The 26630-nt window shown below is 68.9% G+C and carries 29 protein-coding genes and 1 tRNA gene; 25 read left to right on the top strand and 5 right to left on the bottom strand.

From position 1 onward, the window contains the following. Positions 1 to 244: 244 nt before the first annotated feature. The 8 genes from RSP45_RS04545 (at position 245) to RSP45_RS04510 (ending at position 7843) form a co-directional block, all read left to right on the top strand. Positions 245 to 826, top strand: coding sequence for an anthranilate synthase component II (locus tag RSP45_RS04545; RefSeq protein ID WP_415393383.1), 582 nt, complete (start codon positions 245 to 247; stop codon positions 824 to 826). Next, positions 823 to 1902 (top strand): anthranilate phosphoribosyltransferase, encoded by a 1080-nt coding sequence (trpD, locus tag RSP45_RS04540; protein ID WP_415393382.1) that lies wholly within the window; start codon positions 823 to 825, stop codon positions 1900 to 1902. The genes RSP45_RS04545 and trpD overlap by 4 nt, the downstream gene beginning before the upstream one ends. 63 nt (positions 1903 to 1965) lie before the next feature. Beyond that, the gene (locus tag RSP45_RS04535; RefSeq protein ID WP_415393381.1) at positions 1966 to 2610 is read left to right on the top strand and encodes a uracil-DNA glycosylase; all 645 of its coding nucleotides are present in this window, start codon (positions 1966 to 1968) and stop codon (positions 2608 to 2610) included. Between the two features lie 244 nt (positions 2611 to 2854). Beyond that, positions 2855 to 3649, top strand: a complete 795-nt coding sequence (gene trpC, locus RSP45_RS04530; RefSeq protein ID WP_415393380.1) for an indole-3-glycerol phosphate synthase TrpC — start codon at positions 2855 to 2857, stop codon at positions 3647 to 3649. After that, positions 3643 to 4113 carry a cyclic pyranopterin monophosphate synthase MoaC gene (gene moaC, locus RSP45_RS04525; RefSeq protein WP_415393379.1) on the top strand — a complete coding sequence of 157 codons (471 nt, stop codon included), beginning with the start codon at positions 3643 to 3645 and terminating at the stop codon, positions 4111 to 4113. Before trpC ends, moaC begins: the two co-directional genes overlap by 7 nt. Further along, positions 4110 to 5297, top strand: a complete 1188-nt coding sequence (gene glp, locus RSP45_RS04520; RefSeq protein ID WP_415393378.1) for a gephyrin-like molybdotransferase Glp — start codon at positions 4110 to 4112, stop codon at positions 5295 to 5297. Before moaC ends, glp begins: the two co-directional genes overlap by 4 nt. 107 nt (positions 5298 to 5404) lie before the next feature. Continuing rightward, the gene (gene lexA / locus RSP45_RS04515; RefSeq protein ID WP_415393377.1) at positions 5405 to 6127 is read left to right on the top strand and encodes a transcriptional repressor LexA; all 723 of its coding nucleotides are present in this window, start codon (positions 5405 to 5407) and stop codon (positions 6125 to 6127) included. A gap of 1536 nt (positions 6128 to 7663) precedes the next feature. Further along, entirely contained in the window at positions 7664 to 7843 is a 180-nt protein-coding gene (locus tag RSP45_RS04510) for a hypothetical protein (protein ID WP_073062601.1), read from the top strand. Positions 7844 to 8767: 924 nt separating this feature from the next. Here RSP45_RS04510 and gpt read toward each other — a convergent pair. From gpt to fabI, 3 genes are read right to left on the bottom strand one after another with little or no spacing between them, the layout of a single operon-like run. After that, positions 8768 to 9298, bottom strand: a complete 531-nt coding sequence (gpt, locus tag RSP45_RS04505) for a xanthine phosphoribosyltransferase (RefSeq protein WP_415393376.1) — start codon at positions 9296 to 9298, stop codon at positions 8768 to 8770. A 24-nt stretch (positions 9299 to 9322) separates the two neighbouring features. After that, entirely contained in the window at positions 9323 to 9934 is a 612-nt protein-coding gene (locus RSP45_RS04500) for a LysE family translocator (protein WP_415393375.1), read from the bottom strand. 25 nt (positions 9935 to 9959) lie between these two features. Further along, a complete protein-coding gene (gene fabI, locus RSP45_RS04495) occupies positions 9960 to 10802 on the bottom strand; it encodes an enoyl-ACP reductase FabI (protein ID WP_415393374.1) in 843 nt (280 codons plus the stop codon). Between the two features lie 63 nt (positions 10803 to 10865). Here fabI and pdxH point away from each other — a divergent pair, with 63 nt between their 5' ends. From pdxH to RSP45_RS04445, 10 genes are all read left to right on the top strand, one after another. Beyond that, a complete protein-coding gene (gene pdxH, locus RSP45_RS04490; RefSeq protein ID WP_415393373.1) occupies positions 10866 to 11486 on the top strand; it encodes a pyridoxamine 5'-phosphate oxidase in 621 nt (206 codons plus the stop codon). 288 nt (positions 11487 to 11774) lie between these two features. Further along, positions 11775 to 12521 carry a cold-shock protein gene (locus tag RSP45_RS04485; protein WP_415393372.1) on the top strand — a complete coding sequence of 249 codons (747 nt, stop codon included), beginning with the start codon at positions 11775 to 11777 and terminating at the stop codon, positions 12519 to 12521. Next, the gene (locus RSP45_RS04480) at positions 12518 to 13024 is read left to right on the top strand and encodes a DUF192 domain-containing protein (RefSeq protein ID WP_415393371.1); all 507 of its coding nucleotides are present in this window, start codon (positions 12518 to 12520) and stop codon (positions 13022 to 13024) included. The genes RSP45_RS04485 and RSP45_RS04480 overlap by 4 nt, the downstream gene beginning before the upstream one ends. A gap of 48 nt (positions 13025 to 13072) precedes the next feature. Continuing rightward, a tRNA-Pro gene (locus RSP45_RS04475) sits at positions 13073 to 13149 on the top strand. Between the two features lie 59 nt (positions 13150 to 13208). After that, complete coding sequence (gene aroQ / locus RSP45_RS04470) at positions 13209 to 13649, top strand: type II 3-dehydroquinate dehydratase (protein ID WP_415393370.1); 441 nt, start codon at positions 13209 to 13211, stop codon at positions 13647 to 13649. A 64-nt stretch (positions 13650 to 13713) separates the two neighbouring features. Further along, positions 13714 to 15006, top strand: a complete 1293-nt coding sequence (locus tag RSP45_RS04465) for an adenylosuccinate synthase (RefSeq protein ID WP_415393369.1) — start codon at positions 13714 to 13716, stop codon at positions 15004 to 15006. Between the two features lie 31 nt (positions 15007 to 15037). Next, positions 15038 to 15250 (top strand): DUF2842 domain-containing protein, encoded by a 213-nt coding sequence (locus tag RSP45_RS04460; protein ID WP_073063605.1) that lies wholly within the window; start codon positions 15038 to 15040, stop codon positions 15248 to 15250. Next, on the top strand, positions 15247 to 15906 hold the full coding sequence (locus RSP45_RS04455) for a thiamine diphosphokinase (RefSeq protein WP_415393368.1): 660 nt from the start codon (positions 15247 to 15249) through the stop codon (positions 15904 to 15906). Before RSP45_RS04460 ends, RSP45_RS04455 begins: the two co-directional genes overlap by 4 nt. A gap of 66 nt (positions 15907 to 15972) precedes the next feature. Further along, a complete protein-coding gene (locus tag RSP45_RS04450) occupies positions 15973 to 17139 on the top strand; it encodes a M20 aminoacylase family protein (RefSeq protein WP_415393367.1) in 1167 nt (388 codons plus the stop codon). Beyond that, positions 17136 to 17504, top strand: coding sequence for a hypothetical protein (locus RSP45_RS04445; RefSeq protein WP_415393366.1), 369 nt, complete (start codon positions 17136 to 17138; stop codon positions 17502 to 17504). Before RSP45_RS04450 ends, RSP45_RS04445 begins: the two co-directional genes overlap by 4 nt. Positions 17505 to 17512: 8 nt before the next feature. On the opposite strand, the gene RSP45_RS04440 is transcribed toward RSP45_RS04445, so the two are convergent. Then, on the bottom strand, positions 17513 to 17998 hold the full coding sequence (locus RSP45_RS04440; protein ID WP_303729832.1) for a hypothetical protein: 486 nt from the start codon (positions 17996 to 17998) through the stop codon (positions 17513 to 17515). Between the two features lie 144 nt (positions 17999 to 18142). Between RSP45_RS04440 and moaA the strand changes: the two genes are divergently transcribed. After that, the gene (moaA, locus tag RSP45_RS04435) at positions 18143 to 19144 is read left to right on the top strand and encodes a GTP 3',8-cyclase MoaA (RefSeq protein ID WP_415393365.1); all 1002 of its coding nucleotides are present in this window, start codon (positions 18143 to 18145) and stop codon (positions 19142 to 19144) included. A gap of 34 nt (positions 19145 to 19178) precedes the next feature. Here the strand turns inward: moaA and RSP45_RS04430 are convergent, their stop codons facing one another. Beyond that, a complete protein-coding gene (locus RSP45_RS04430) occupies positions 19179 to 19529 on the bottom strand; it encodes a GFA family protein (RefSeq protein ID WP_415393364.1) in 351 nt (116 codons plus the stop codon). A gap of 146 nt (positions 19530 to 19675) precedes the next feature. On the opposite strand from RSP45_RS04430, the gene uvrA reads away from it, so the two are divergent. From uvrA to nuoE, 6 genes are all read left to right on the top strand, one after another. Further along, positions 19676 to 22567: an excinuclease ABC subunit UvrA gene (gene uvrA, locus RSP45_RS04425; RefSeq protein WP_415393363.1), complete on the top strand. Its 2892-nt coding sequence runs from the start codon at positions 19676 to 19678 to the stop codon at positions 22565 to 22567. 349 nt (positions 22568 to 22916) lie between these two features. After that, positions 22917 to 23282 carry an NADH-quinone oxidoreductase subunit A gene (locus RSP45_RS04420; RefSeq protein ID WP_415393362.1) on the top strand — a complete coding sequence of 122 codons (366 nt, stop codon included), beginning with the start codon at positions 22917 to 22919 and terminating at the stop codon, positions 23280 to 23282. Continuing rightward, positions 23282 to 23806 carry a NuoB/complex I 20 kDa subunit family protein gene (locus RSP45_RS04415; protein WP_073063602.1) on the top strand — a complete coding sequence of 175 codons (525 nt, stop codon included), beginning with the start codon at positions 23282 to 23284 and terminating at the stop codon, positions 23804 to 23806. Before RSP45_RS04420 ends, RSP45_RS04415 begins: the two co-directional genes overlap by 1 nt. 3 nt (positions 23807 to 23809) lie before the next feature. Beyond that, positions 23810 to 24457, top strand: coding sequence for an NADH-quinone oxidoreductase subunit C (locus RSP45_RS04410; RefSeq protein ID WP_073062526.1), 648 nt, complete (start codon positions 23810 to 23812; stop codon positions 24455 to 24457). Continuing rightward, entirely contained in the window at positions 24457 to 25695 is a 1239-nt protein-coding gene (locus RSP45_RS04405; RefSeq protein ID WP_073062523.1) for an NADH-quinone oxidoreductase subunit D, read from the top strand. The genes RSP45_RS04410 and RSP45_RS04405 overlap by 1 nt, the downstream gene beginning before the upstream one ends. A 64-nt stretch (positions 25696 to 25759) precedes the next feature. Next, a complete protein-coding gene (gene nuoE / locus RSP45_RS04400) occupies positions 25760 to 26629 on the top strand; it encodes an NADH-quinone oxidoreductase subunit NuoE (RefSeq protein ID WP_415393361.1) in 870 nt (289 codons plus the stop codon). The last annotated feature ends 1 nt before the right edge of the window (position 26630 follow it).

The following is a 26630-nucleotide window of genomic DNA, read 5'->3' as shown; positions in this document are numbered from 1 at the left end:
ACCGCGGCCCGGGACCCGCGGCGGGGGTTGACCCCCCGCGCGGCTTGGGACCATCTATATCCAACCGCCGGTGGCGGGCCACCCCCTTTCCTTGCCCCTTTCGGGCCCCTTCTTTGCCCCCGTGTCCCCAAGCGCCCCATCTGTCCGCGAGCCTGAAGCGAGTCGCATGACCTTCCTTTCCACTGTCCCGGCGGTCCGTGCCGCCTCGGTTTCCGCCGAAGCCGGTCCGGCGCCGCGGATCCTGATGATCGACAATTACGACAGCTTCACCTGGAACCTCGTCCATTATCTGGCCGAGGCCGGCGCCACGGTGGAAATCGCCCGCAACGACGCGCTGTCGGTGGACGAGGCGCTGGCGCGGCGGCCGGCGGGGCTGCTGGTGTCGCCCGGCCCCTGCACGCCGGGCCAGGCAGGGATCATCGTGCCGCTGATCCGGGCTGCCGCGGAAACCGGACTGCCGGTGCTGGGCGTCTGCCTGGGCCACCAGGCCATCGGCGAGGCGTTCGGCGGCCGCGTCATCCGCGCCCCCCGCATCGTTCACGGCAAGACCGACATGATCACCCATGACGGCAGCGGGGTGTTTGCCGGGCTGCCCTCGCCGCTGCGGGCGACGCGCTATCATTCGCTGTGCGTGGACCCGGACAGCCTGCCCGACTGCCTGCGGGTGACCGCCACCGCTGCCGACGGCACCATCATGGGGCTGGCGCACCGCAGCCTGCCGGTCGAGGGCGTGCAGTTCCACCCCGAAAGCATCCGCTCGGAACACGGGCACGAGATGATCGCCAGCTTCCTGCGCCGTTGCAGCAACTCGACCGAGGCCGCATGACCGCTTCTGCCACCCGTCCCGCTTCCGACCCCCGCCCCGCCACCGACCCGCGTCCCGTCACCGATATCCGCCCGCTGATCGGCATCGCCGCCACCCGTCCCCTGACCGGGGCCGAGGCCGAGGCCGCCTTCGGCGCGCTGTTCGACGCGCGGGCGACGCCGGCGCAGATCGGCGGGCTGCTGATGGCGATGCGGGTGCGCGGCGAGACGGTCGAGGAAATGGCCGCCGCCGCCCGGGCCATGCGGGCGCGGATGAACCGCATCACCGCCCCCGAAGGCGCCATCGACATCGTGGGCACCGGCGGCGACGGCAAGGGCACGCTGAACATCTCGACCGCCGCGGCGCTGGTGGTGGCCGGCGCCGGGGTGCCGGTGGCCAAGCACGGCAACCGCAACCTGTCCTCGAAATCCGGCAGCGCCGATGCGCTGACCCATCTGGGGCTGGACGTGATGGGCGGCCCTGCGGTGGCGCAGCGGGCGCTGGACGACTGCGGCATCTGCTTCATGATGGCGCCGACCCACCACCCGGCGATGCGCCACGTCGGCCCGGCGCGGGCGGAACTGGGTACGCGCACCATCTTCAACCTGCTGGGGCCGCTGACCAACCCGGCCGGGGTGCGCGCGCAGCTGACCGGGGCGTTTTCCAGCGACTGGCTGCGGCCGATGGCGGAAACCCTGCGCGAGCTCGGCTCGACCTCGGCCTGGCTGGTCCATGGCGGCGACGGCACCGACGAGCTGTCCATCGCCGCGCCCAGCCGGGTGGTGCAGCTGAAGGACGGCGAGATCACCGAGTTCGAGATCTCGCCCGCCGACGCCGGCCTGCCCACCCACAAGTTCGAAGAGATCATCGGCGGCGAGCCGGCCGAGAACGCCGCCGCCCTGCGCGCGCTGCTGGCCGGCGCCCCCGGCGCCTATCGCGACGCGGTGCTGCTGAACGCCGGCGCTGCGCTGCTGGTCGCGGGCCGCGCCGCCGACCTGCGCGAGGGGGTGGCGCTTGCCCGTGACTCGATCGATTCCGGCAAGGCGGCCGAGCGGCTGTCGCGGCTGGCCGCGATCACCGGCGCGCCGGAAGCCTGACGGCACGATGCCCGGCGCGATCTCCTCTCTTGTCCCCAAATATCCCCGCCGGAGGCTCCGGCGGTGACGCAGCCGCTGCCGCCGCCGGCCTGGGCGCATCTGCCCTTCTTCACCCGCGACTGGCCGGCAATCCGCGAGCGGCTGCGCGGCAAGGACTGGCTGCCGGGGCCGGGGCGGGTCTTTGCCGCGCTGGAGGCGGTGCGGCCGCAGGATGTGAAGGTGGTGATCCTGGGGCAGGACCCCTATCCGACGCCGGGCCACGCCAACGGGCTGGCATTCTCGGTCAATCCGGGGGTGAAGCTGCCGCGCTCGCTGGCCAATATCTTTGCCGAGCTCGAGGCCGACACCGGCGCGCGCCCGCCCTCAGGCGACCTGAGCCACTGGGCGCGGCAGGGGGTGCTGCTGCTCAACACCTCGCTGTCGGTGCTGCCGGGGCAGGCGGGGGCACATGCGGATTGGGGCTGGGACCGGCTGGCGCGCGAGGCCATCACTGAGGCGCAGTCCCATGGGCCGCTGGCGTTCATCCTGTGGGGCGCCCATGCCGCCCGCGTCGCCCGCGGCCTGCCGCGCCCGCAGGACCTGGTGATCGAAAGCCCGCATCCCTCGCCCCTGTCGGCGCGGCGCGGGTTTTTCGGCTCAAGGCCGTTCAGCCGGGTGAACGCGTGGCTGCTGGCGCAGGGGCGCGATCCGATCGACTGGTCGGGGTGACGGCGCGGCGGGGACCGGGGCGCTGCCCCGGCCACTTCCGTGGCCTTCCTCGCTGAAAACAGTCCGCCGGACCATCCGGCGGGAAAACAGCCTCGGGGGCTGTTTTCTGATCCGCCTCCTATTCCGGGCGCTTGGAAGCCCCGAGGATATTTATGTGGTGAAGAAAAGCCGCGCGTTGCCGTGTGGGCGCGGGCGGTGTGGGGGGGCAGTTGCGTCCGGCCCTGCCGTGGCGCTATCTGTGTGCATGGATATTCTGGAACGCATCAAGAGCTACAAGCTCGAGGAAATCGCCGCCGCCAAGGCCGCGCGCTCGCTGTCGGCGGTCGAGGCCGAGGCGCGCGCCGCCCCGCCCCTGCGCGGCTTTGCCCGCGCCCTGGCCGACAAGGCCGCGTCCGGCCCGGCGCTGATCGCCGAGATCAAGAAGGCCAGCCCCTCCAAGGGCTTGATCCGCCCCGACTTCGACCCGCCGGCGCTGGCCCGCGCCTATCAGCAGGGCGGCGCCGCCTGCCTGTCGGTGCTGACCGATGCGCCCTCGTTCCAGGGCGCGCCCGAGTTCCTGACCGCCGCCCGCGAGGCCTGCGAGCTGCCGGTGCTGCGCAAGGATTTCCTGCACGACCCCTATCAGGTCGCCGAGGCCCGCGCCTGGGGCGCCGACTGCATCCTGATCATCATGGCCTCGGTCGACAACGCGCTGGCGGCCGAGCTTGAGGATGCGGCGCGCCACTGGGGCATGGACGCGCTGATCGAGATCCATGACGAATGGGAACTGGACCGCGCCATGCGGCTGGATTCGCCGCTGATCGGGGTGAACAACCGCAATCTCAAGACCTTCGAGGTGGATCTTGAGACGACGCTGCGGCTGGCCCCGCGCATTCCCGACGACCGCGAGGTGGTCTGCGAAAGCGGGCTGTTCACCGCTGCCGATCTGGCGCTTGTGATGCAGGGCGGCGTCCGCCGCTTCCTGATCGGGGAAAGCCTGATGCGCCAGCCCGACGTTGCCGCCGCCACCGAAGCCATCCTGAAGGTCGAGCGATGCTGACCCATTTCGACGCCGCCGGCCAGGCGCATATGGTCGATGTCTCGGGCAAGACCCCCACCACCCGCGAGGCTGTGGCCGAGGCTGTGGTGATCATGTCCCCGAAAACCCTGGCGCTGGCCCAGGGCGGCGCCGCCAAGGGCGACGTGCTGGGGGTGGCGCGGCTGGCCGGGATCATGGGCGCCAAGCGCACCGCCGACCTGATCCCGCTGTGCCATCCGCTGCCGCTGGACAAGGTCTCGGTCGATCTGGTGGCCGACCCGGCGCTGCCCGGCGTCCGCATCACCGCCACCGCCCGCACCACCGGCCGCACCGGCGTCGAGATGGAGGCGCTGACCGCGGCCTCGGTCGCGGCGCTGACGGTTTACGACATGCTCAAGGCGGCGCAGAAGGACATGCGGATCGAGGGCATCCGCCTGCTGAAGAAGACCGGCGGCAAGTCCGGCACCTTCGAGGCCGCGCCGTGACCGCGCTGAGTGTCGATCAGGCGCTGGCCTTAGTGCTGGGGCTGGCGCGCGAGCCGCAGCCGGAACGGCTGGCGCTGGCCGAGGCCCGCGGCCGGGTGCTGCTGACGGACGCGGTGTCGCAGATGACGCAACCGCCCTTCGATGCCGCCGCGATGGACGGCTATGCGCTGCGCCGCTCCGACCTGCCCGGGCCGCTGCGTGTGGTGGCCGAGGCCGCCGCCGGCCGCGGCTGGGGCGGCACGCTGGGGCCGGGCGAGGCCGCGCGCATCTTCACCGGCGCCCCGGTGCCCGACGGCGCCGAGCTGGTGGTGATGCAGGAGGATACCACCCGCGACGGCGATCTGGTCACCGTGACCGTGCCACAGGGGCGCAGCAATATCCGCCCGCGCGGAAATGATTTTTCCGCCGGCGACCGGGTGGTGGCGGGGCGGGTGCTGTCGGCGGTCGACCTGGCGCTGCTGGCGGCGATGAACGTGCCGCAGGTGACGGTCGGGCGGCGCCCGCGCGTGGCGGTGCTGGCCGGCGGCGATGAGCTGGTGGCCCCCGGCGGGGCGCCGGGCCCCGGCCAGATCATCAGCTCGAACGATCTCGCCGTGGCGGCGCTGGCCCGCGATGCGGGGGCCGAGGCCCGGATCCTGCCGCTGGCCCGCGACACCGAAGCCAGCCTGCGCGAGGCGTTTGCCGCGGCCGCTGGCGCCGATCTGGTGGTGACCATCGGCGGCGCCTCGGTCGGTGAGCACGACCTGATCGCCCGCGTCGCCGCCGATCTGGGGATGGAGCGCGCCTTCCACCGCATCGCCATGCGCCCCGGCCGGCCGCTGATGGCCGGGCGGCTGGGCGATGGCGCAATGCTGGGGCTGCCGGGCAACCCGGTCTCGGCGATCGTGACCGCGGTGCTGTTCATGCAGCCGCTGATCCGCGCGATGCAGGGCCACGCGGCGCCGCAGCCGGTGGTCCGCCACGCCGCTTTGGCCGGCGACCTGCCGCCCGAGGGCGGGCGCCAGCATTATCTGCGCGCGGCGCTGCGCGAGGACGGGCGCGGCACCGTGATCGCCCCTTTCGGCGACCAGGATTCCGCCCGGCTGGCGCTGCTGGCGCAGGCCGATGCGCTGCTGGTCCGCCCCGCGGGCGACCCTGCGCGGCGTGCGGGCGAGCTGATGCAGTATATTCCGCTGCCGCGTTAACGGTTTCTTCATCCAAATCGGGATATGCGTTGACCTGAAAGGTGAACGTGCCTAGAACATTGGATGAACCTGCCCCGTTCCGGGGCCGTTTTTGCGGGGATTATGCGGTGCTGACCAGAAAGCAGATCCAGTTGCTCGAGTTCATCCAGAAACGGGTGGCGCGCGATGGTGTGCCGCCCTCTTTCGATGAAATGAAGATCGCGCTCGACCTGCGGTCGAAATCGGGCATCCACCGGCTGGTCACCGCGCTTGAAGAACGCGGCTTCATCCGCCGCCTGCCGCATCGCGCGCGGGCGCTGGAAATCATCCGCCTGCCCGACGCACTGGCGCGGGGCGAGGAAGGGGCGGGTGAGGGGGCGGGCGGCTTTCAGCCGCGGGTGATCTCGAACGACCGCCCGGCGCCGCCGCCGCGCCCGCGCGGGGCGATGCCCATCGTCGACAGCCCGGCGGTGGAACTGCCGGTGATGGGTCGCATCGCTGCCGGAGTGCCGATCGAGGCGATCTCGGAAATCTCGCATCATATCGCGGTGCCCGGCTCGATGCTGTCGGGGCGCGACCATCACTATGCGCTCGAGGTCCGCGGCGATTCGATGATCGAGGCCGGGATCAACGACGGCGACGTGGTGGTGATCCGCGAACAGGACACCGCCGACAACGGCGACATCGTGGTGGCGCTGATCGAAGGCGCCGAGGCGACCCTGAAACGCTACCGCCGCCGCGGCGGCATGATCGCCCTTGAGGCCGCCAACCCGGCCTATGAGACAAGGGTCCTGCCCGAGGACAAGATCCGCATCCAGGGCCGCTTGGTTGGGCTGATCCGCAGCTATTGATTCGCGAGCGGCTGCGGCGGCAGTTCTGTGGCAAGCGCGGGTGATAGAAGCGCACGGTGCGGAGGCCTGCGCCGACGCATGACGCGTTGTTGCCGGAGCGGCGCGGTGGTTGCTGTGTCTCTCGCTTGGCCTGCTGCAAGGCAGAGGCTGCAATGTCGCTTCTCGAAGCTGCGCCGGGGTACGCCGGGTGAGCAAGGGCACTGCCTCGTATGATCGCATTGTCACAGGAATGTCGGCCTCGACCGACCCCGCAGCAGGATCCGCGGCAGGACAGAGGTGCAATGCGGGGCGACATCAAGTGCCATGGAGTGCTGCGCCGTCGCGGGAATTCTACTCATGCAGTGATACTTCAACTACCTAGCCCACGGAGAGCTTGGTAGCGGCATTCGAAATCCAGCCTCACGGAAGCGGCGTCGGGAGGTCTGCATGGTACGAGCGCATCATTGCAGGGATGCTGGCCTTAGCTGCTCCGCAACAGGATCTGCAGCGAATAAAGGTTGCAATGCTTGGCGACATCAAGCGCAGCTATGGGGCTGCTGCGCCGTTGTGGGAATTGCGTTCCTGGAATGCGGTTCTAGCCGCCGAGCCCGTGGGTAGCTTTAACGGAGTCAGCGGTAGAACTGTGGCATACAGGGTTCAGCAGCATGGCGCGCCATTGCCGGAGCGGCTTGCGTTTCATGGCCCCTGGGAAAAATTTGCGGCAGGGCCGGACCGGAACCTTCCCTTATGGACAATGCCGCGGAGATGCTGGTTCGGCACTGTGCTGTTGGGATTCAGCAGGGCTCTGTCGGTGTAGCGCGACAGCGTAGGCCTGCAGCGGATGCGACGGTGATGACGGAAGCCGTGTCGGAAAGAATCCGATGTCGTGCATCGAGAAGCGTCCCTTGGAACCGCACTGGTCTGATGCGCCGCTGACCTGCGCGATTCTGCGGCAAGGAAGCGCGTCAGAGAAGCCGGACAATGGCCTGCGTGCTTGGGATTCCGGTCGTTGCCTGCCAGTCGGATTTCACCCGCTTTGTGCTCGGGCTGAGCGGCCAAGCGTGGGGAAACCTTACAGACGCGCCCAGTGCAGGGCGGCATTCCAGAGGCGTGGAAATCGCTGGAGAATCCTTGTGACCGCCGTTCCGCCTGCGCTCAGCCCAGCCAGAGCACGGCGATGGTGGCCAGCGAGATGGCGGCAACTCCCAGCATATCGGCGATCGCTTCGGGCAGCTTGGACAGGGGGAACATGAGTGTCTCCATGTGTGTTTTTATTTTGTTCCCATTATTTTTACCCTTTGTAAAGAACAATCGTGGAACATGGTTGGAGATGAGAGCTGCTAGGGGAGGCGATAGGATGATGCTCTGCGGTTGAAACACCGCGGCGCGCCGCCTCGATTCGTTCGGGGTGGCGCGGATCCGCGGATATGCTGTGGAAACAGGTGCCGCGGTTGCGCCGAAAGACCGCACCGAGATGCAACCCTGCGCCCGCGCCGCACGTTGTGAAGCGAACGGAAAAAGGCTCCGGCCACGACCTCAGCCCGAAAGGAGAGAGCCATGGGCAATCTGCCCTTCGAACGCAACCGCTACAACCCGGTCCGCGACACCACCCCGGAGGAAGCCGAACGAAACAAGCGCCGCCAGGCCGAACAGGACGCCGCTCAGGACCAGGGCGAGCCCGGGCGCAGTGTGCCCCCTGAAGGCGAGGACAAGATCCCGGGTGAAAGTGGCGAGTGATTGGACCCACCGGTACCGGAGAAGGGGCCCATGTTGAGATGACAGGATCGAGCCCAGCTGCTTGGCCCCGTGCTTCCTGGTCGGGGGAACTCTTCCGCGGCGTGTTTGTTGAAAGTTCCTAGCTTTGAACGGCCTCTCGCCAATGCGAGTTCTTGCGCAAGTTGCACTGCCGTCGGCTCTGCTCGCACCGGGAAGAGCAACACCGCTTGTCTGCTGAAATCGGACGGGCTCGCGATATGGCTATACGTCTGCATGAGAGGTCCCCACGGAAGGAAGAACCCAGAGGTTGTGAATGACGTTGGTGATGGGGGCGGTAATGTGAAACGTCTGCCGGGCGTATCCGAGGAACCAGGCGTATCCGGGGAAGCTCCAACGCCTTCCCCATAAAATCAGCTAATTCCCGCTGAGGCTCGACGTGTTGCAGCACGAAGTCCTAGGGAATGACGATCGCGCTACCTTGGCTGAAGTCGCCGACATAAGAACGTCCGCCCTACCCGTCTCTGGCGAAGAACTGCAACGCGTCGCCCCGGGAAATCAGTCGTCCGGCAGTCCGTGGCCTTGTCGACACAGGAGCGCCGGCTCTGCACACACTTGGAAAAAGCGACAACTTCTCGCCCCAAAAAATCGGGCGCTCTCGCCGTACAGCTCAACATATTTCAGCGGCAGATCCCGCGGGAAGCCTCAGATGCCCTCGCTGACCTCGGTGATACAGCGGTGTTTGCGCGGAACGCATCTCGGACAGAGCGACAACGCTTCGCCTCAGAGAATCAGATGGGCTTCCCCTCAGAAAATCAGACGATCCCGCCGCACAGCCCGACCTATTGCAGCGTCAGGTCCTAGGGAAGGAGGCCCCAAGCCTCCCGGCTGACCTCGACATAGGAACCTCCACCCCGACCCGCATCCGGGAAGCCCCCACCCGAAAGATCAGTCGCTCCCCCGATACGGCTCGACATATTGCAGCGCCAGGTCCCAGGGGAAGAAGATCCAGGTGTCCTGGCTGACCTCGGTGATATAGGTCTGGGTCATCGGCTGGCCCTTGGGCTTGGCGTAGACGGTGGCGAAATGCGCGCGGGGGTAGAGCTTGCGCACCAGTTCCAGCGTGCGGCCGCTGTCGACCAGGTCGTCGACGATCAGCACCCCCTCGCCGTCGCCCATCATCTCGGCATCGGGGGCTTTCAGCACCTGCAGCTCACCCTGTTCGCCCTTGCGATAGGATTTCACGCTGATGGTGTCGATGGTGCGGATGTCGAGCTCGCGCGCGACGATCATCGCCGGGACCATGCCGCCGCGGGTGATCGCCACCACCGCCCGCCACTCGCCGCCGCCCTGTGGGGCCTTGTCCTGCAGCCGCCAGGCCAGCGCCCGGGCGTCGCGGTGCAGCTGGTCCCAGCTGACGTGAAAGCCGCGCTCATGCGGCAGGCGGTCGGGGCGCGAGGTGGAGGGCGGGACGGACATGGGGGTGGGCTCCTTGGGTTCTTGTCAGTTGCGAAGCATCAGCGTCAGGCCGAGTGCCCCGATCAGCGTGCCGGCAATGCGGTCGATCGCGGTCTTGGCGGCGCGATAGGCGCGGCGCATCGGGCCGGTCGCCATCAGCGCGGTGACGGCGGCGTAGAACCCCAGCTCGACCGCCAGCGCCACCAGATAGACGACGGCGCCGCCGAGGCTGGACAGGCCGGGAAACAGGGTCAGGATGACGCTGCCATAGAACAGTGCGGGCTTGGGGTTGGACAGGTTCAGCGCCAGCCCCTGGCGAAAGCCGGGGCCGGTGGCGGCGGCGCCCTGCATCTCCAGCGGCTCGGCGGCGTGGCGCCACATCTGCACCGCGATCCAGATCAGATAGGCGCCGCCCAGCAGCCGCAGCAGCGTGTAGGCTTGCGGCACCACCCGGAACAGCACCGTCAGCCCGAACAGCGCGAACAGGCACCAGACCGAGGCGCCGACGGCCAGCCCCATCGCATAGGGCATCGACGCCTGCCGCCCGCGCGCCGCGGCCGAGCGGCTGGCCGCGATGATCGCCGGCCCGGGCGAGAGGATGGCGAACCCCAGCGTGGTGACGAACAGCGCCAGCGCGGGCAGGGTGATGGCCTGCATCAGCGTCGTCCCGCGCCCGCAAGTGTCATTCGGCGGCCTTGCGGCCCGTCACCGCGTCGATGTCGGGGGCGTCCACCGCCTTCATGCCGACGACGTGATAGCCGGCGTCGACGTGGTGGGTTTCCCCGGTCACCCCGGACCCGAGGTCGGACAGCAGATACAGCGCCGACTTGCCCACGTCGTCGGTGGTGACGTTGCGGCGCAGGGGCGAGTTCAGCTCGTTCCATTTCAGGATATAGCGGAAATCGCCGATGCCGCTGGCGGCCAGGGTCTTGACCGGCCCGGCCGAGATCGCGTTGACGCGGATCCCGTCCTTGCCCAGATCTTCGGCCAGATAGCGGACCGAGGCCTCCAGCGCGGCCTTGGCCACGCCCATGACGTTGTAATGCGGCATCACCCGCTCGGCCCCGTAATAGGTCAGGGTCAGCACCGAGCCGCCGTCGGGCATCATCGCCGCCGCCCGCTGCGTCACCGCGGTGAGGGAATAGACCGAGATATCCATCGTCATCAGGAAATTGTCGCGGGTGGTGTCGACATAGCGGCCGCGCAATTCGTCCTTGTCGGAAAACCCGATGGCGTGGACGACGAAATCCAGCTTGCCCCAGCGATCGTTCAGCGCGGCGAACAGCGCATCGACCGATTCCATGTCGCCCACGTCGCAAGGCAGCACGATGTCCGACCCCAGCTGTGCGGCCAGCGGCTCGACCCGCTTCTTCAGCGCCTCGCCCTGATAGGAAAAGGCCAGTTCGGCGCCCTGCGCCGCCACGGCGCGGGCGATTCCCCACGCCATGGACTTGTCATTTGCAAGGCCCATGATGAGCCCCCGCCTGCCGGCCATCAGCCCCATCGCCGGGGTATCGCTTGACATGGGTTGTCCCTCGCGCTTTCAAACTTGCTCCGAGAATTAGGCGAAAGGCCGGAAGGCATCAAGATGAGCGACCGCACCGGGATTTTTCAGGGCGAGGATCCTTTCGCCATTGCCCGCGCCTGGCTGGACGAGGCCAACGCGACCGAGCCCAACGACCCCAACGCCATCGCGCTGGCCACGGTGGACGCGGACGGGCTGCCCGACGTGCGCATGGTGCTGCTGAAAGAGATCGAGCCGGGGCCGGACGGCGGCTTCGTGTTCTATACCAACTACGACAGCGCCAAGGGCCGCCAGATCGCCGCGACCGGCAAGGCGGCCTTTGTGATGCACTGGAAGTCGCTGCGCCGGCAGATCCGCGTCCGCGGTAGCGTCACCCGCGAGGAAGGCGCCGCCGCCGACGCCTATTATGCCAGCCGCGCGCTGCAGTCGCGCATCGGCGCCTGGTCCAGCCGGCAAAGCCAGCCGCTGGACAGCCGCGGGACGCTGATGGCCGAGGTGGCGCGGCAGGGGCTGCGCCACGGGCTGACGCCCGCCCGGCCGCCGTTCTGGGGCGGCTTCCGCATCACGCCGGTGCAGATCGAGTTCTGGGCCGACGGCGCCTTTCGCCTGCACGACCGTTTCCGCTGGACCCGCCGAGACGCGGCCGCGGGCGGCGGCTGGGACATCCAGCGGCTGCAGCCCTGAGTCCGGGCGCCGCTGCCGCGCCATCCCGGCCGTTCCGACGGGCCCGCGTGCCCGCCTGCGCCGGGCCGGCCTCAGGCCGGCCGCGGACAACTGCCGCCGGGGCCGCGCGCCGCCCTTCGGGTCAACATTGTTTGTGGACAAACTTGTCGCATCCGACCTTGCGCAGCTTTTCCTGCGCCCGGACGGGTGTTAGCTTGTCCCCGAAGCCGGTTTGCGGCACGACTTTGCAACTTGTGCCCGGCGCGACAGGAATATCTCCGCGCCGAGCCTCAGAGGTATAATCTTGTAATGAATGGCGAAGAACCCGGGATCGGCGAATACGTCAAAGGCCAGATCAAGTGGTTCGATCCGGTCAAGGGGTTCGGATTTCTGGCGGATGCGGAAGGCGGGCCCGACGTGCTCGTCCACGCCAATGTGCTGCGCAACTTCGGGCAAAGCTCGGTGGTAGAAGGCGCGCTGGTCGAGGTGCTGGCGATCCGCACCCCGCGCGGCCGGCAGGCGTCCGAGGTGGTGGCGGTGGTGCCGGCCCCTGCCGAATCCATCGCGCCGATCGCCGATCTCGAGCCGCTGGAGGATGCCGACCTGAACGCGCTGCCGCTGCTGCCGGCGCGGGTCAAGTGGTTCGACCGGATGAAGGGCTTCGGCTTTGCCAATATCTTCGGGCGCAAGGGCGACGTGTTCCTGCATGTCGAGGTGCTGCGCCGCTGGGGGTTCGCCGATCTGCAATCGGGCGAGGCCGTGGGGCTGCGCGTGGTCACCGCGCCCCGCGGGCTGATGGCGGCGCAGATCCTGGCCTGGGAACGCGCAGTGTCGGATTCGCTGGACCCCGAGCGTTCGGGTGAGGGCGAGTCGCAAGAGGATACCGGCCCCGCCTCCGCCCCCGCGGCTTCGCTGGAATCGCGGTCCGATCTGTCTGCGCCCCGGGGTGAGCCCCGCGCCGACCCGCCCGCCGCTCGTGGCGAACGTCGCGTCGCGGCCGGGCGGCTGCTGCAGGGCGGCTCGGCGCTGATGCCGATGTCGAAACAGGCGCTGTGAGCGGCGCCCGGCGCATCGTCGCCGGGGCGCTGTTGCCGCTGGCGCTGTCGGCGGGGGCGGCGGCTGCGCAGGGCAGCTGCGACCCCGGGCAGGTGATGCTGACCACGCCATCGGGGTCCCATGCGGTGTTTTCCGTCGAGATCGCGGCCGATCCGGCCACGCGCGCCCGCGGGCTGATGGGGCGCCGGCAGCTGCTGCGCAGCCACGGGATGCTGTTCGTCTATGAAGCGCCGCAGCCCGCCGGGTTCTGGATGAAGGACACGCTGATCCCGCTGGACATGCTGTTCTTTGACGAAAAGGGCGTGCTGCGCCACGTCCACCCGCAGGCGCAGCCCCACGACCTGACCATCATTCCCGGCGCCGCCCCCGGCGACCCCGACCCCGAGCGGCTGCTGGTGCTGGAGCTTGCGGGCGGCGAGGCCGCGCGCCGCGGGCTGGTCCCCGGCACCACCCTGCGCCACCCCGCCGTGCCACAGGCCACCGCTGCCGCCCCCTGCGACTGAGTTTCGCCCTTTCGCCCGCCGCGCCGCTGGTCTAGAACACGCTCGGTCCGGGGCGTGGCGCAGCCTGGTAGCGCGACGGTTTTGGGTACCGTAGGCCGGAGGTTCGAATCCTCTCGCCCCGACCAGCAGTCAGGCGGTTCCCGGGTGGGCCGTTTTGCAGGGCATTTTGCAGGATGGTTCTTGAATGACCCGCATGATCCATGTCCTCAACGGACCGAACCTGAACCTGCTGGGCCAGCGCCAGCCCGAGGTCTACGGGCACGAGACGCTGGCCGATGTGGAAACCCGCTGCATGGCGCTTGCGGATCAGCTGGGGCTGGGGCTGCGGTTCCGGCAGTCGAACCACGAGGGCCAGCTGGTCGACTGGATCCACGAGGCCCGCGCCGAGGCCGCCGGCATCGTCATCAACCCCGCCGCCTACAGCCATAGCTCGGTCGCGATCCTCGACGCGCTGAACGCCTATGACGGGCCGGTGATCGAGGTGCATATCTCGAACATCCACCGGCGCGAGTCCTTCCGGCACCATTCCTTCGTCAGCGCCCGCGCCGAGGGGGTGATCGCCGGCTGCGGGACCGAGGGCTATCTGCTGGCGCTGCGGCGTCTGGCCTCGATCCTGGGGCAATAGCGGCTTCCCGGGGCGATCTTTCGGGGCTATACCGCGCCCCGCGCACGTGACCAAAGGAATTGTGATGGCGAATGTGGTGGTGGTCGGCGCCCAGTGGGGCGACGAGGGCAAGGGCAAGATCGTCGACTGGCTGTCCGAGCGCGCCGACGTGATCGCGCGGTTCCAGGGCGGCCATAACGCCGGGCACACGCTGGTGATCGGCGGGCAGGTGTTCAAGCTGTCGCTGCTGCCCTCGGGGATCGTGCGCAAGAACAAGCTGGCGGTGATCGGCAACGGCGTGGTGCTGGACCCCTGGGCGCTGTTCTCCGAAATCGACAAGCTGTCGGGGCAGGGGGTCGAGATCTCGACCGCGAATCTGGTGATCGCGGAAAACACCCCGCTGATCCTGCCGCTGCACCAGGACCTGGACCGCCTGCGCGAGGAAGCCGCCGGCAAGGCCAAGATCGGCACCACCGGCCGCGGCATCGGCCCGGCGTATGAGGACAAGGTGGGCCGCCGCTCGATCCGCGTCGCCGATCTGGGCGACGAACAGACGCTGGACGACCGGCTGGACCGGCTGCTCGCCCATCACGACCCGCTGCGCCAAGGGCTGGGGGCGGACCCCATCGACCGCGCGGCGCTGCGCGCGCAGCTGCTGGAGATCGCGCCCAAGCTGCTGCCCTATGCGCAGCCGGTGTGGAAGGTGATGGCCGACGCCCGCAAATCCGGCAAGCGCATCCTGTTCGAGGGCGCGCAGGGCTCGCTGCTGGACATCGACTTCGGCACCTATCCCTATGTCACCTCGTCGACCACCATGTCGGGGGCGGCGGCCTCGGGCACCGGGATGGGGCCGGGGGCGATCGGCTATGTGCTGGGCATCGTCAAGGCCTATACCACCCGCGTGGGTTCCGGCCCGTTTCCGACCGAGCTCGAGGACGGGATCGGCCAGCGGCTGGGCGAGCGCGGCCGCGAGTTCGGCACCGTCACCGGCCGCAAGCGCCGCTGCGGCTGGTTCGACGCGGCGCTGGTGCGCCAGACCTGCGCCATTTCCGGCGTCCACGGCATCGCGCTGACCAAGCTCGACGTGCTGGACGGGTTCGAGACGCTGAAGATCTGCACCGGCTACACCGTCGACGGGGTGCATTACGACCACCTGCCCACCGCCGCCGCGCTGCAGGCCCGCGCCGTTCCGGTCTACGAGGAAATCGAGGGCTGGTCGGAATCGACCGAAGGCGCGCGCTCCTGGGCCGATCTGCCGGCGGCGGCGGTGAAATACGTCCGCCGCATCGAGGAACTGATCCAGTGCCCGGTCGCGCTGCTCTCTACCAGCCCCGAACGCGACGACACCATCCTTGTCCACGACCCTTTCGCGGATTGATCCGATGGCGGGGCCGGGCAACGGAAAAGAGATGTCGCTGAAGGCCCGCAAGCGCTGGTCGCTGGTGCTGCTGCTGGTCTGGCTGCCGATCTGGATCGTGATCGCGGTCACCCTGATGAACTGGCTGGACGCGCGCTTCGGCCGGATGCCGATCTGGGCCGAGGTGCCGGTCTACATCTTCCTGGCCTTTGCCTGGGCGATCCCGTTCCGGCATGTGTTCCGGGGGATCGGCCGCGGCGAATGACGCCGCTGCTGTCCAGCGCGCAGGGCGTCACCCTGATCGGCGGCGGCGCGGTGCCGGACGTCGATCTGGCGCAGGCGACGACGCTGGCCCCGGCGATCATGGCTGCCGACAGCGGGTCCGAACGGGCGCTGGCGGCGGGGCTGATGCCGCTGGCGGTGGCGGGGGATTTTGATTCCCTTTCGGCTGAAGTGCGGGCGCAAATCCCCGCCGGCCGGCTGCACCATATCGCCGAGCAGGAGAGCACCGATTTTGAAAAATGCCTGTCGCGGATCGCCGCGCCCTTCGTGGTGGCGGTGGGCTTCGCCGGGCCGCGCCATGACCATCTGCTGGCCAATCTGACCACGCTGACCCGGCTGCGCCACCCGCCCTGCCTGCTGCTGGCGGGCACCGACGTGATGATCGCGGCGCCGCCGCGGCTGGCGCTGGACCTGCCGGCGGGCACGCGGGTCTCGCTCTATCCGCTGGGGCGGGTGAGCGGGGAAAGCCGCGGCCTGCGCTGGCCGATCTCCGGGCTGGTGTTCGAGCCGGCGGGCCGGGTCGGCACCTCGAACGCCGCGCTGGGGGGGGCGGTCGAGCTGGCGCTGGACGGGCCCTGCATCCTGATCCTGCCGCGCCGGCATCTGGCCGATGCGGTGGCGGCGCTGACCGGGGGCTGATCTCGCCGCAACGGCTTGCGCCCGCCCCGCCGCGCTGTAGCCTGCCCGGGTCACAGGAGTTGCGCCATGCCCGTCAGGAACCGCTTTGCCGAACTGCTGCCCGAGATCACCGGCTGGCGGCATGATTTCCACCGCCACCCCGAACTGGACTATGCCGTCCACCGCACCGCCGCCCGCGTGGCCGAGCTGCTGCGCGGCTTTGGCGCCGACGAGGTGACCGAGGGCGTCGGCCGCAGCGGCGTGGTGGCGGTGATCCGCGGCGGACGCGATACGCGCGCGCGGGTGGTGGCGCTGCGCGCCGACATGGATGCGCTGCCGATCACCGAGATCACCGGCGCCGCATATGCCTCGACCACGCCGGGGGTCATGCACGCCTGCGGCCACGACGGCCACACCGCGATGCTGCTGGGGGCGGCGAAATACCTGGCCGAGACCCGCAATTTCGACGGCACCGCCGTGCTGGTGTTCCAGCCGGCCGAGGAAAACGGCGCCGGCGGGCTGGCCATGGTCCAGGACGGGCTGGTCGAGCGCTGGGGCATTCAAGAGTTCTATGCGCTGCACAATCTGCCCGGCCTGCCCGTCGGGCAATTCGCGATCCGCGAGGGCGGGATCATGGCCGCCGCCGACCAGTTCGACGTGGTGCTGACCGGCCGCGGCGGCCACGCGGCGCGGCCGCAGGATTGCGTCGATCCGGTGCTGGCCGCGGCGCAGCTGGTGACGGCGCTGCAATCGCTGGTGGCGCGCAACCTCGACCCGTTGCAGGCGGGGGTGGTCTCGGTCTGCTCGGTCGAGACTTCCAGCCACGCCTATAACATCATCCCGCAAGAGGTGCGGCTGCGGGGCACCGTGCGCTCGCTCGATGCCTCCGTGCGCGACCTGCTGGAACAGCGCTTTCACCGGGTGGTCGCCAGCACTGCCGAGGCGCTGGGGGTCAGCGCCGCCATCGACTATCGCCGCGGCTATCCGGTGACGGTGAACCACCGGGACGCCACCGCCCACGCGGCCGAGGTCGCCCGCGCCGTCGCCGGGTCGGTCGACACCGCCGCGCCGCCGCTGATGGCGGGCGAGGATTTCAGCTACATGCTCGAATCGCGGCCGGGGGCCTATATCTTCCTGGGCAACGGCGACAGCGCTATGCTGCACCACCCCGCCTATGATTTCGACGACAGCGCCATCCCGGCCGGGGCCAGCTGGCTGGCCGGGATGGTCGAGGCGCGGATGCCCGCCGGATGAGCGGCCGCGAGTCCCTGCCGCCTGTGTTGGCGGCGGGGCTGGATGCGCTGGGGCTGGCGGCGCCGGGCTTCGTGCCGCCCCCCGAGGTCGCGGCGGCAGCGCAGCAGGGGCTGGCGCTGCGCGCGCGCCACGGCCGCGGCGGCACCGAGGTCGGGCTGGCCCGGGCGCAGGCGCTGGCCGCGCGCCGCCCGCAATCCGCGCGCGAGATGCGGGTGATCGCCGGCTGGTTCGCCCGCTTCGCTAGCCTGCGGGCGCGCGAGGGCTGGGGCGAGGGCGCGCCCTCGGCCGCCTATATCGCCTGGCAGCTGTGGGGCGGCGACCCCGGCCGCGCCTGGGTCGAACGCCATCGCCCCGACTGGAGCTGAGCCCGCCGTCAGTTCCGATACACCTCGACCTCGGGCAGGTCGGTCAGCCCCACCCCCAGCGTGGTCAGCACCGGCAGCGACACCTGGCTGCCGGCCGAGGCCGGGCCGGGCAGGGGGATCAGGTCGACATTCACCGATTTCCCGGTCGCGGGGTCCACCAGCCGCCCCTTGCCCGGGGCCTGCACCAGCGGCGTGCGGATCCAGAACCCGCCCTTGGTCGCATCCCCCAGCGAGGCGATGGTGGTCCCCAGCCGCGCCCCTGCGGCGGCAGGCCGGCTCGCCGCCGCCTTTTCTGCCGCCGAGGCATCCAGCGACGCGACCGAGCGCGCGCTGGCCGGGCGCTGCAACGCGGTTTCGGTCACGCCCGAGGGGGCGGCCGGGGCCGTGGCCCGCGGTGGCGGCTGCGGCGTCCCGGTGGCCGCCAGGTCGCAGCCGGCCAGCGCCAGCAGCGGCAGCAGCAGCGCCAGTCGGTTGAACGCTTGTGCGGTGGTCATGGATCGGTCCCCGGGGTCTGTTGGCTTTCGCCCCAGACTGCCGCGCCCGGGCGCCGCTGTCCACGCCCGCGCCGGTTCTTCGGCGCCCCGCCGCCGCTCTTGCCGGGCCTTGAGCCGCCGCCCCGCGCTGCCTATGTTGCGGCCATGTCCTGCGCCCCGCTGATCGACCCCTTCGCCCGCCCCATCACCTACCTGCGGGTCTCGGTCACCGACCGCTGCGATTTCCGCTGCACCTATTGCATGGCCGAGCACATGCAGTTCCTGCCCAAGGCCGAGCTGCTGACGCTGGAGGAACTCGAACGCCTGGCGGGCGCCTTCATCGACCTGGGCGTGCGCAAGCTGCGCATCACCGGGGGCGAGCCGCTGGTGCGGCGCAACATCATGTCGCTGTTCCGGGTCATGTCCGGGCGGCTGGGCAACGGGCTGGACGAGCTGACCCTGACCACCAACGGCAGCCAGCTGTCGCGCTTTGCCGACGAGCTGGCCGATTGCGGGGTGCGGCGGGTGAACGTCTCGCTCGACACGCTCGACCCCGACAAGTTCGCCGCCATCACCCGCTGGGGCCGGCTGCCGCAGGTGCTGGGCGGTATCGCTGCCGCCAGGGCCGCGGGGATGCGGGTCAAGATCAACACCGTGGCGCTGAAGGGCTTCAATGAGGACGAGCTGTTCCCCCTGCTCGACTGGTGCGCGGGCGAGGGCCACGACCTGACCTTCATCGAGGTCATGCCGATGGGCGAGATGGGCGAGGAGGACCGGCTGGACCAGTACTGGCCGCTCAGCGACCTGCGCGCGCGGCTGGCCGAACGCTTCACCCTGACGCCGCTGGCCGAGCGCAGCGGCGGCCCGGCCCGCTATGTGCGGATCGAGGAAACCGGACAGAAGATCGGCTTCATCACCCCCTTGACCCATAATTTCTGCGAAAGCTGCAACCGCGTGCGCGTCACCTGCACGGGCGAGCTTTACATGTGCCTGGGGCAGGAGGACCGCGCCGACCTGCGCGCGCCCTTGCGCGCCAGCCCCGACGACGGCCCGCTGCGCGAGGCGATCCGCGCCGCCATCGCCCGCAAGCCCAAGGGCCACGACTTCGACTATTCCCGCGGCGTCGCCGGCAAGGTCTCGCGCCACATGAGCCACACCGGCGGCTGAGGGCGGTGCGCAAGCGCCCGGAAACTTGCGCCGATCAGGCAGATGCCCCGTCAACAACCTGCGAATCGAGCGCCCGCGCATCCACCCCGTCCAGACAGTTGACGTTCACTGCCACGATCGTCTGGCCGTCCTGTTCCCCGGTCGCATAGGGCTGGATGCCGCAAGTCGGACAGAAACGGTGCGAGATGACGTGCTTGTTGAAGCGGTATTCCGTCGTCGGACCGTCTGCGGTCAGCCGGAATGCCGCCGCCGGAACAAAGGTCAGCACCGCCCCCAGCCGCCGGCAGCGCGAGCAGTTGCAGGTGATGGTGCGATCCACATCCGCCGTGACCTCAAAGGCGATGGCACCGCATTGGCAACTGCCGGTATAGGTCTTGTCAGGCATGGCGAACCCTCGCGCGTTAACCGCTTGCAACGCCATTCTGCCATAGATGCAGCCATGCGCAAGTTCATATTCCGTTCCGTCTCGGCCGTTGTCTTTCAACAGCTGCCTGCCTATCTGTTGCCCCTGTCCCCCGAAAAGGCCCCCGCATGGAACAGAAGTTCATCGAGGTGCGCGGCGCGCGCGAACACAACCTCAAGAATGTCGACATGGACATCCCCCGCGACCGGCTGGTGGTGATCACCGGGCTGTCGGGGTCGGGGAAATCCAGCCTCGCCTTTGACACCATCTATGCCGAGGGGCAGCGGCGCTATGTCGAAAGCCTGTCGGCCTATGCGCGGCAGTTCCTCGACATGATGGGCAAGCCGGATGTGGACCACATCACCGGCCTGTCGCCGGCGATTTCCATCGAGCAGAAGACCACCAGCAAGAACCCGCGCTCGACCGTCGGCACGGTCACGGAAATCTACGACTATCTGCGGCTGCTGTTCGCGCGGGCAGGGACGCCCTATTCGCCGGCCACCGGCCTGCCGATCGAGGCGCAGCAGGTGCAGGACATGGTGGACCGGATCATGGCTCTGCCCGAGGGGACCCGCGCCTATCTGCTGGCCCCGATCGTGCGCGACCGCAAGGGCGCCTATGAGAAAGAGCTGCTGGAGCTGCGCAAGAAAGGCTTCCAGCGGGTCAAGATCGATGGCACGTTCCACGAGCTCGACACGCCCCCCACGCTGGACAAGAAGTTCCGCCACGACATCGATGTGGTGGTGGACCGCATCGTGGTGCGCGAGGGGCTGGAAACGCGTCTGGCCGATTCCCTGCGCACGGCGCTGGACCTCGCCGCCGGCATCGCGGTGCTGGAAACCGCACCAGCGGAAGGCGAGGGCGAACGCATCACCTTCAGCGAGAACTTCGCCTGCCCGGTCTCCGGCTTCACAATCCCGGAAATCGAGCCGCGGCTGTTTTCCTTCAACGCGCCGCTGGGGGCCTGCCCTTCCTGCGACGGGCTGGGGGCGGAGCTGGTGTTCGACGAGCGGCTGATCGTGCCCGACACCGGCCTGTCGCTGGCGCAGGGCGCCATCGCGCCCTGGGCGAAGTCGAAATCCGCCTATCTGACCCAGACCATCAACGCGCTGGCGAAACACTACGGCTTCGACCGCAAGACCCCGTGGCGCGACCTGCCGGACGAAATCCGGCAGCTGTTCATGCACGGCTCGGGCAGCGAAGAGATCCGTTTCCGCTTCGACGACGCCGGCCGGGTCTACGAGGTCAGCCGCACCTTCGAGGGCGTGATCCCCAACATGGAACGCCGCTACCGCGAAACCGACAGCGCCTGGTCGCGCGAGGAGATGGAGCGTTACCAGAACGCACGCCCCTGCCATGTCTGCAACGGCTGGCGGCTCAAGCCCGAGGCGCTGGCGGTGAAGATCGCCGGCACCCATATCGGCCAGGTCACCGACCTGTCGATCCGCGAGGCGCTGGCCTGGACCGAGGACGCCCCCAACCACCTGACCAAGCAGAAGAACGAGATCGCCCGCGCCATCCTCAAGGAAATCCGCGAACGGCTGGGGTTCCTGGTCAATGTCGGGCTGGATTACCTGACGCTGAGCCGCGCCGCCGGCACGCTGTCGGGCGGCGAAAGCCAGCGCATCCGGCTGGCCAGCCAGATCGGCAGTGGCCTCACCGGGGTGCTCTATGTGCTGGACGAGCCCTCGATCGGGCTGCACCAGCGCGACAACGACCGGCTGCTGGGCGCGCTAAAGGGGCTGCGCGATCAGGGCAACTCGGTGATCGTGGTCGAGCATGACGAGGACGCGATCCGCCATGCCGATTACGTCTTCGACATGGGGCCGGGGGCGGGGGTCCATGGCGGACAGGTGGTGGCCAAGGGCACGCCGGCCGAGATCGAGGCCAACCCCGACAGCCTGACCGGGCAATATCTGTCCGGCGCGCGCGAGATCCCGGTCCCCGCCGAGCGCCGCAAGGGCAACGGCAAGGCCGTGACCGTCGAGGGCGCCACTGGCAACAACCTGCGCGACGTGACGGTGGATTTCCCGCTGGGGCGGTTCGTCTGCGTGACCGGCGTCTCGGGCGGCGGCAAGTCGACGCTGACCATCGAGACGCTGTTCAAGACCGCCTCGATGCGGCTGAACGGCGCCCGCCAGACCCCGGCGCCCGCCCGCGCGGTCAAGGGGCTGGAACAGCTGGACAAGGTGATCGACATCGACCAGCGGCCCATCGGGCGCACCCCGCGCTCGAACCCGGCCACCTATACCGGCGCCTATACCCATATCCGCGACTGGTTCGCCCGGCTGCCGGAATCCAAGGCCCGCGGCTACGGCCCCGGCCGCTTCAGCTTCAACGTCAAGGGCGGCCGCTGCGAGGCCTGCCAGGGCGACGGCGTCATCAAGATCGAGATGCATTTCCTGCCCGACGTCTACGTCACCTGCGAGACCTGCAAGGGCAAGCGCTACAACCGCGAGACGTTGGAGGTCGAGTTCAAGGGTCGATCGATCGCCGACGTGCTGGACATGACCATCGAGGACGCGCAGGAGTTCTTCCGCGCGGTGCCCTCGATCCGCTCGAAAATGGATGCGCTGGTCGAGGTCGGGCTGGGCTATGTCAAGGTCGGCCAGCAGGCCACCACCCTGTCGGGGGGCGAGGCGCAGCGGGTCAAGCTGGCCAAGGAGCTGTCGCGCGCCTCGACCGGGCGCACGCTCTATATCCTCGACGAGCCCACCACCGGGCTGCATTTCGACGACACCCGCAAGCTGCTCGAGGTGCTGCACCGGCTGGTCGAGCAGGGCAACACCGTGGTGGTGATCGAGCACAACCTCGACGTGATCAAGACCGCCGACTGGATCATCGACATCGGCCCCGAGGGCGGCGATGGCGGCGGGGTGATCGTCGCCACCGGCACGCCCGAGGATATCGCCACCGTTCCCGACAGTCACACCGGCCGCTATCTGGCGCCGCTGCTGGAACGGACGGCCGCGGCGCGGCCCGCAGCCGCGACCAAACCGCGCAAGGCCGCCAGCGCCTGACCCGGCCCGGGCGGCGGCCGGCGGTGCGAGGGAAGGGGGGCTGTCCGCCCCCCATCGCCTGGCGGCGATTCCCCCCGAGGATATTTGCGGCAAGGAAGAAACACCGCGTGGCTGCTTCTTTCTGGTGAAAATACCCGATGGCGCGGCCGGGCCGGCAGCGATTCCGTCCCAGCGGGGGCGTGGCGCCCGGTCGGCGGGGGGATCCGGGCAGCGGCTGGAAAACCCGGGCGCCGCGCCCCGGCTTTGGCGCCATGGTTGCATTGACCACCGGGCGGGGGAGGGATAAACGAAACCCCAGCCACACAGCCACGCGGCACCCGAGGGTCGCCGCCGTCAGGGGAGCCCTCTCGTGGACTATCTTCTGTCCGAATATCTGCCCGTCCTGGTCTTCATCGGCATGGCCGCGGCGCTGGCGATCATCCTCGTCCTTGCGGCTGCCGTGCTGGCGGTGCGCAACCCGGACCCGGAGAAGGTCAGCGCCTATGAATGCGGCTTCAACGCCTTCGACGATGCGCGGATGAAATTCGACGTGCGGTTCTATCTCGTGTCGATCCTGTTCATCATCTTCGACCTCGAGATCGCGTTCCTGTTCCCCTGGGCGGTGAATCTGTCGTCGCTCAGCGATGTGGCCTTCTGGTCGATGATGGTCTTCCTGGCCGTCCTGACCATCGGATTTGCCTATGAATGGCGGAAAGGGGCGCTGGAATGGGCGTGATGACCGGGGCCAATACTGCGGGCGCCGACCGCGAGGTCGCGACGGCGCAGCTGAACCGCGAGCTGCAGGACAAGGGTTTCCTGCTGACCACCACCGAGGACATCATCAACTGGGCGCGCAACGGCTCGCTGCACTGGATGACCTTCGGCCTGGCCTGCTGCGCGGTCGAGATGATCCACGCCTCGATGCCGCGCTACGACCTGGAACGGTTCGGGACGGCGCCGCGGGCCTCGCCCCGGCAGTCGGACCTGATGATCGTCGCGGGCACGCTGACCAACAAGATGGCGCCGGCGCTGCGCAAGGTCTATGACCAGATGCCCGAGCCGCGCTATGTGATTTCCATGGGCAGTTGCGCCAACGGCGGCGGCTATTACCATTATTCCTATTCCGTCGTGCGCGGCTGCGACCGGATCGTGCCGGTCGACATCTACGTCCCCGGCTGCCCGCCCACCGCCGAGGCGCTGCTGTACGGCATCCTGCAACTGCAGCGGCGCATCCGCCGCACCGGCACCTTGGTGAGGTAAGCGATGGCCGTCTATCCCGATCCGCAGGCGCTGGCCGAGTTGGGCGAAATGATCGCCGCCCGCCGCCCCAACGACGTGCTGAAATCCGAGGTCGCCTTTGGCGAGCTGACGCTGACCGTCCATGCGCAGTCCATCGTGGCGCTGGTGCAGGCGCTGCGCGATGATCCGGCCTGCCGCTTTTCGACCCTGGTCGACATCACCGCCGTCGATCACCCGGAACGCCCGGCGCGCTTCGACGTGGTGTGGCATTTCCTGTCCATGTACACCAACCAGCGCATCCGGCTGAAGGCGGCGGTGCGCGAGGACGAGCTGGTGCCCTCGATCACCGGGCTGATGCCCTGCGCCAACTGGTTCGAGCGCGAGGTCTTCGACATGTTCGGGATCCTGTTCTCGGGACACCCGGACCTGCGCCGGCTGCTGTCGGACTATGGGTTCCGCGGCCATCCGCTGCGCAAGGACTTCCCGACCACCGGCTATCTGGAAGTGCGCTGGGACGACGCCGAAAAGCGCGTGGTCTATGAGCCGGTCGATCTGGTGCAGGAATACCGGCAGTTCGATTTCCTCTCGCCGTGGGAGGGTGCGAAATACGTGCTGCCCGGCGACGAGAAGGCCCCCGCCACCACCGGCGTCACCGCAGAGGGCAAGAAGTGATGGACGGCGACATCCGCAACAACCAGTATGACGACGGCAGCGCGGACGTGCTGACCGACGAACAGCGCATCCGCAACTTCAACATCAACTTCGGCCCGCAACACCCTGCGGCGCATGGTGTTCTGCGCATGGTGCTGGAGCTTGACGGCGAGATCGTCGAGCGCGCCGACCCCCATATCGGGCTTTTGCACCGCGGCACCGAAAAGCTGATGGAAAGCCGCACCTATCTGCAGAACCTGCCCTATCTGGACCGGCTCGACTATGTGGCGCCGATGAACCAGGAACATGCCTGGTGCCTGGCGATCGAGCGGCTGACCGAGACCGAGGTGCCGCGCCGGGCGCAGCTGATCCGGGTGCTCTACAGCGAGATCGGGCGGATTCTGAACCATCTGCTGAACCTGACGTCGCAGGCGATGGACGTGGGCGCGCTGACCCCGCCGCTGTGGGGCTACGTCGAGCGTGAAAAGCTGATGGTGTTCTACGAGCGTGCCTGCGGGGCGCGGCTTCACGCCAATTATTTCCGCCCCGGCGGCGTCCACCAGGACCTGCCGCCGCAGCTGATCCAGGACATCGACGACTGGGCGGTGGCCTTCCCCAAGGTGGTCGACGACCTGCATGTGCTGCTGACCGAAAACCGCATCTTCAAGCAGCGCAACGTCGATATCGGCATCGTCAAGGAACAGGACATCCTCGACTGGGGCTATTCCGGGGTGATGGCGCGCGGCTCGGGCCTGGCCTGGGACCTGCGCCGCAGCCAGCCCTATGAATGCTACGACGAGTTCGAGTTCCAGGTGCCGGTCGGCACCAACGGCGACTGCTACGACCGCTATCTGGTGCGGATGGAGGAGATGATCCAGTCGACCTCGATCATCCGCCAGGCCTGCGCCAAGCTGCTGGCGGAACCGCCCGGCGACGTGCTGGCGCGCGGCAAGCTGACGCCGCCCCGGCGCGCCGAGATGAAGCGCGACATGGAAGCGCTGATCCACCATTTCAAGCTGTATACCGAAGGGTTCAAGGTTCCCGCCGGCGAGGTCTATGCCGCGGTCGAGGCCCCCAAGGGCGAGTTCGGCGTCTACATGGTCGCGGACGGGACCAACCGTCCCTATCGGGCCAAGCTGCGGGCGCCGGGCTACCTGCACCTGCAGTCGATGGACTGGCTGTCGCGCGGGCACATGCTGGCCGATGTCGCGGCGCTGCTGGGCTCGATCGACATCGTGTTCGGAGAGATCGACCGGTGAGCATGTCGTCCCTCGGCCCGTCCCCGGCGCACGCCGCCGCCCCTCGCACCGGAGAGTTCGCCTGATGCTGCGCCGCCTGTCCCCCGTCCAGCCCGAGTCGTTCGAGTTCACCCCTGCGAACCTTGAATGGGCGCGGGCGCAACTGACCAAATATCCGCAGGGCCGGCAGGCCTCGGCGGTGATCGCGCTGCTGTGGCGCGCGCAGGAGCAAGAGGGCTGGCTGTCGCGGCCGGCCATCGAATATGTCGCCGATTTCCTGGGGATGCCCTATATCAGGGTGCTGGAGGTCGCGACATTCTACTTCATGTATCAGCTGCAACCTGTTGGGAAGATTGCGCATATCCAGATCTGCGGCACCACCACCTGCATGATCTGCGGCGCCGAGGAGCTGATCGCCATCTGCCGCGAGAAGATCGCGCCGACCCCGCATACGGTCTCGGCCGACGGCAATTTCTCGTGGGAAGAGGTCGAGTGCCCGGGCGCCTGCTCGAACGCGCCGATGGCGCAGATCGGCAAGGATTACTACGAGGACCTGACCGCCGAGAAGCTTTCGGCGCTGATCGACGCCATGGCCGCGGGGCAGGTGCCAGTGCCGGGGCCGCAGAACGGCCGGTTCTCGTCGGAGCCGCTGGGCGGGCCGGTGGCGCTGGCCGCGACCGAGCGGGTGGAGCAGGCGAATGCCTCGGTCGCCCGGGCGACGCGGCTGCGCGACACGCTCAAGCGCATCGACGGGACCGAGGTGCCGATCCTGACCCCCTGGGTGCGCCCCGACACCGCCGATGGCGATTCCGGGGTTGAGCCCAAGCCCAGCCTGGGCCGGCCCGCCGACAAGACCGGCGTGACCGTGCAGGAGGCGGCGGCGACATCTCCGGGGATGCCCGTTTCCAAGATTGAACCGGCCGGCCAACCCGCCGATGCGAAAGACACCGACTGAC

The organism is Paracoccus sp. SJTW-4 (assembly GCF_047716885.1).
GTDB classification, from domain to species: domain Bacteria; phylum Pseudomonadota; class Alphaproteobacteria; order Rhodobacterales; family Rhodobacteraceae; genus Paracoccus; species Paracoccus solventivorans.
Note: the sequence above shows the minus strand (reverse complement) of the source record. Positions and strands in the feature narration are given on the sequence as shown.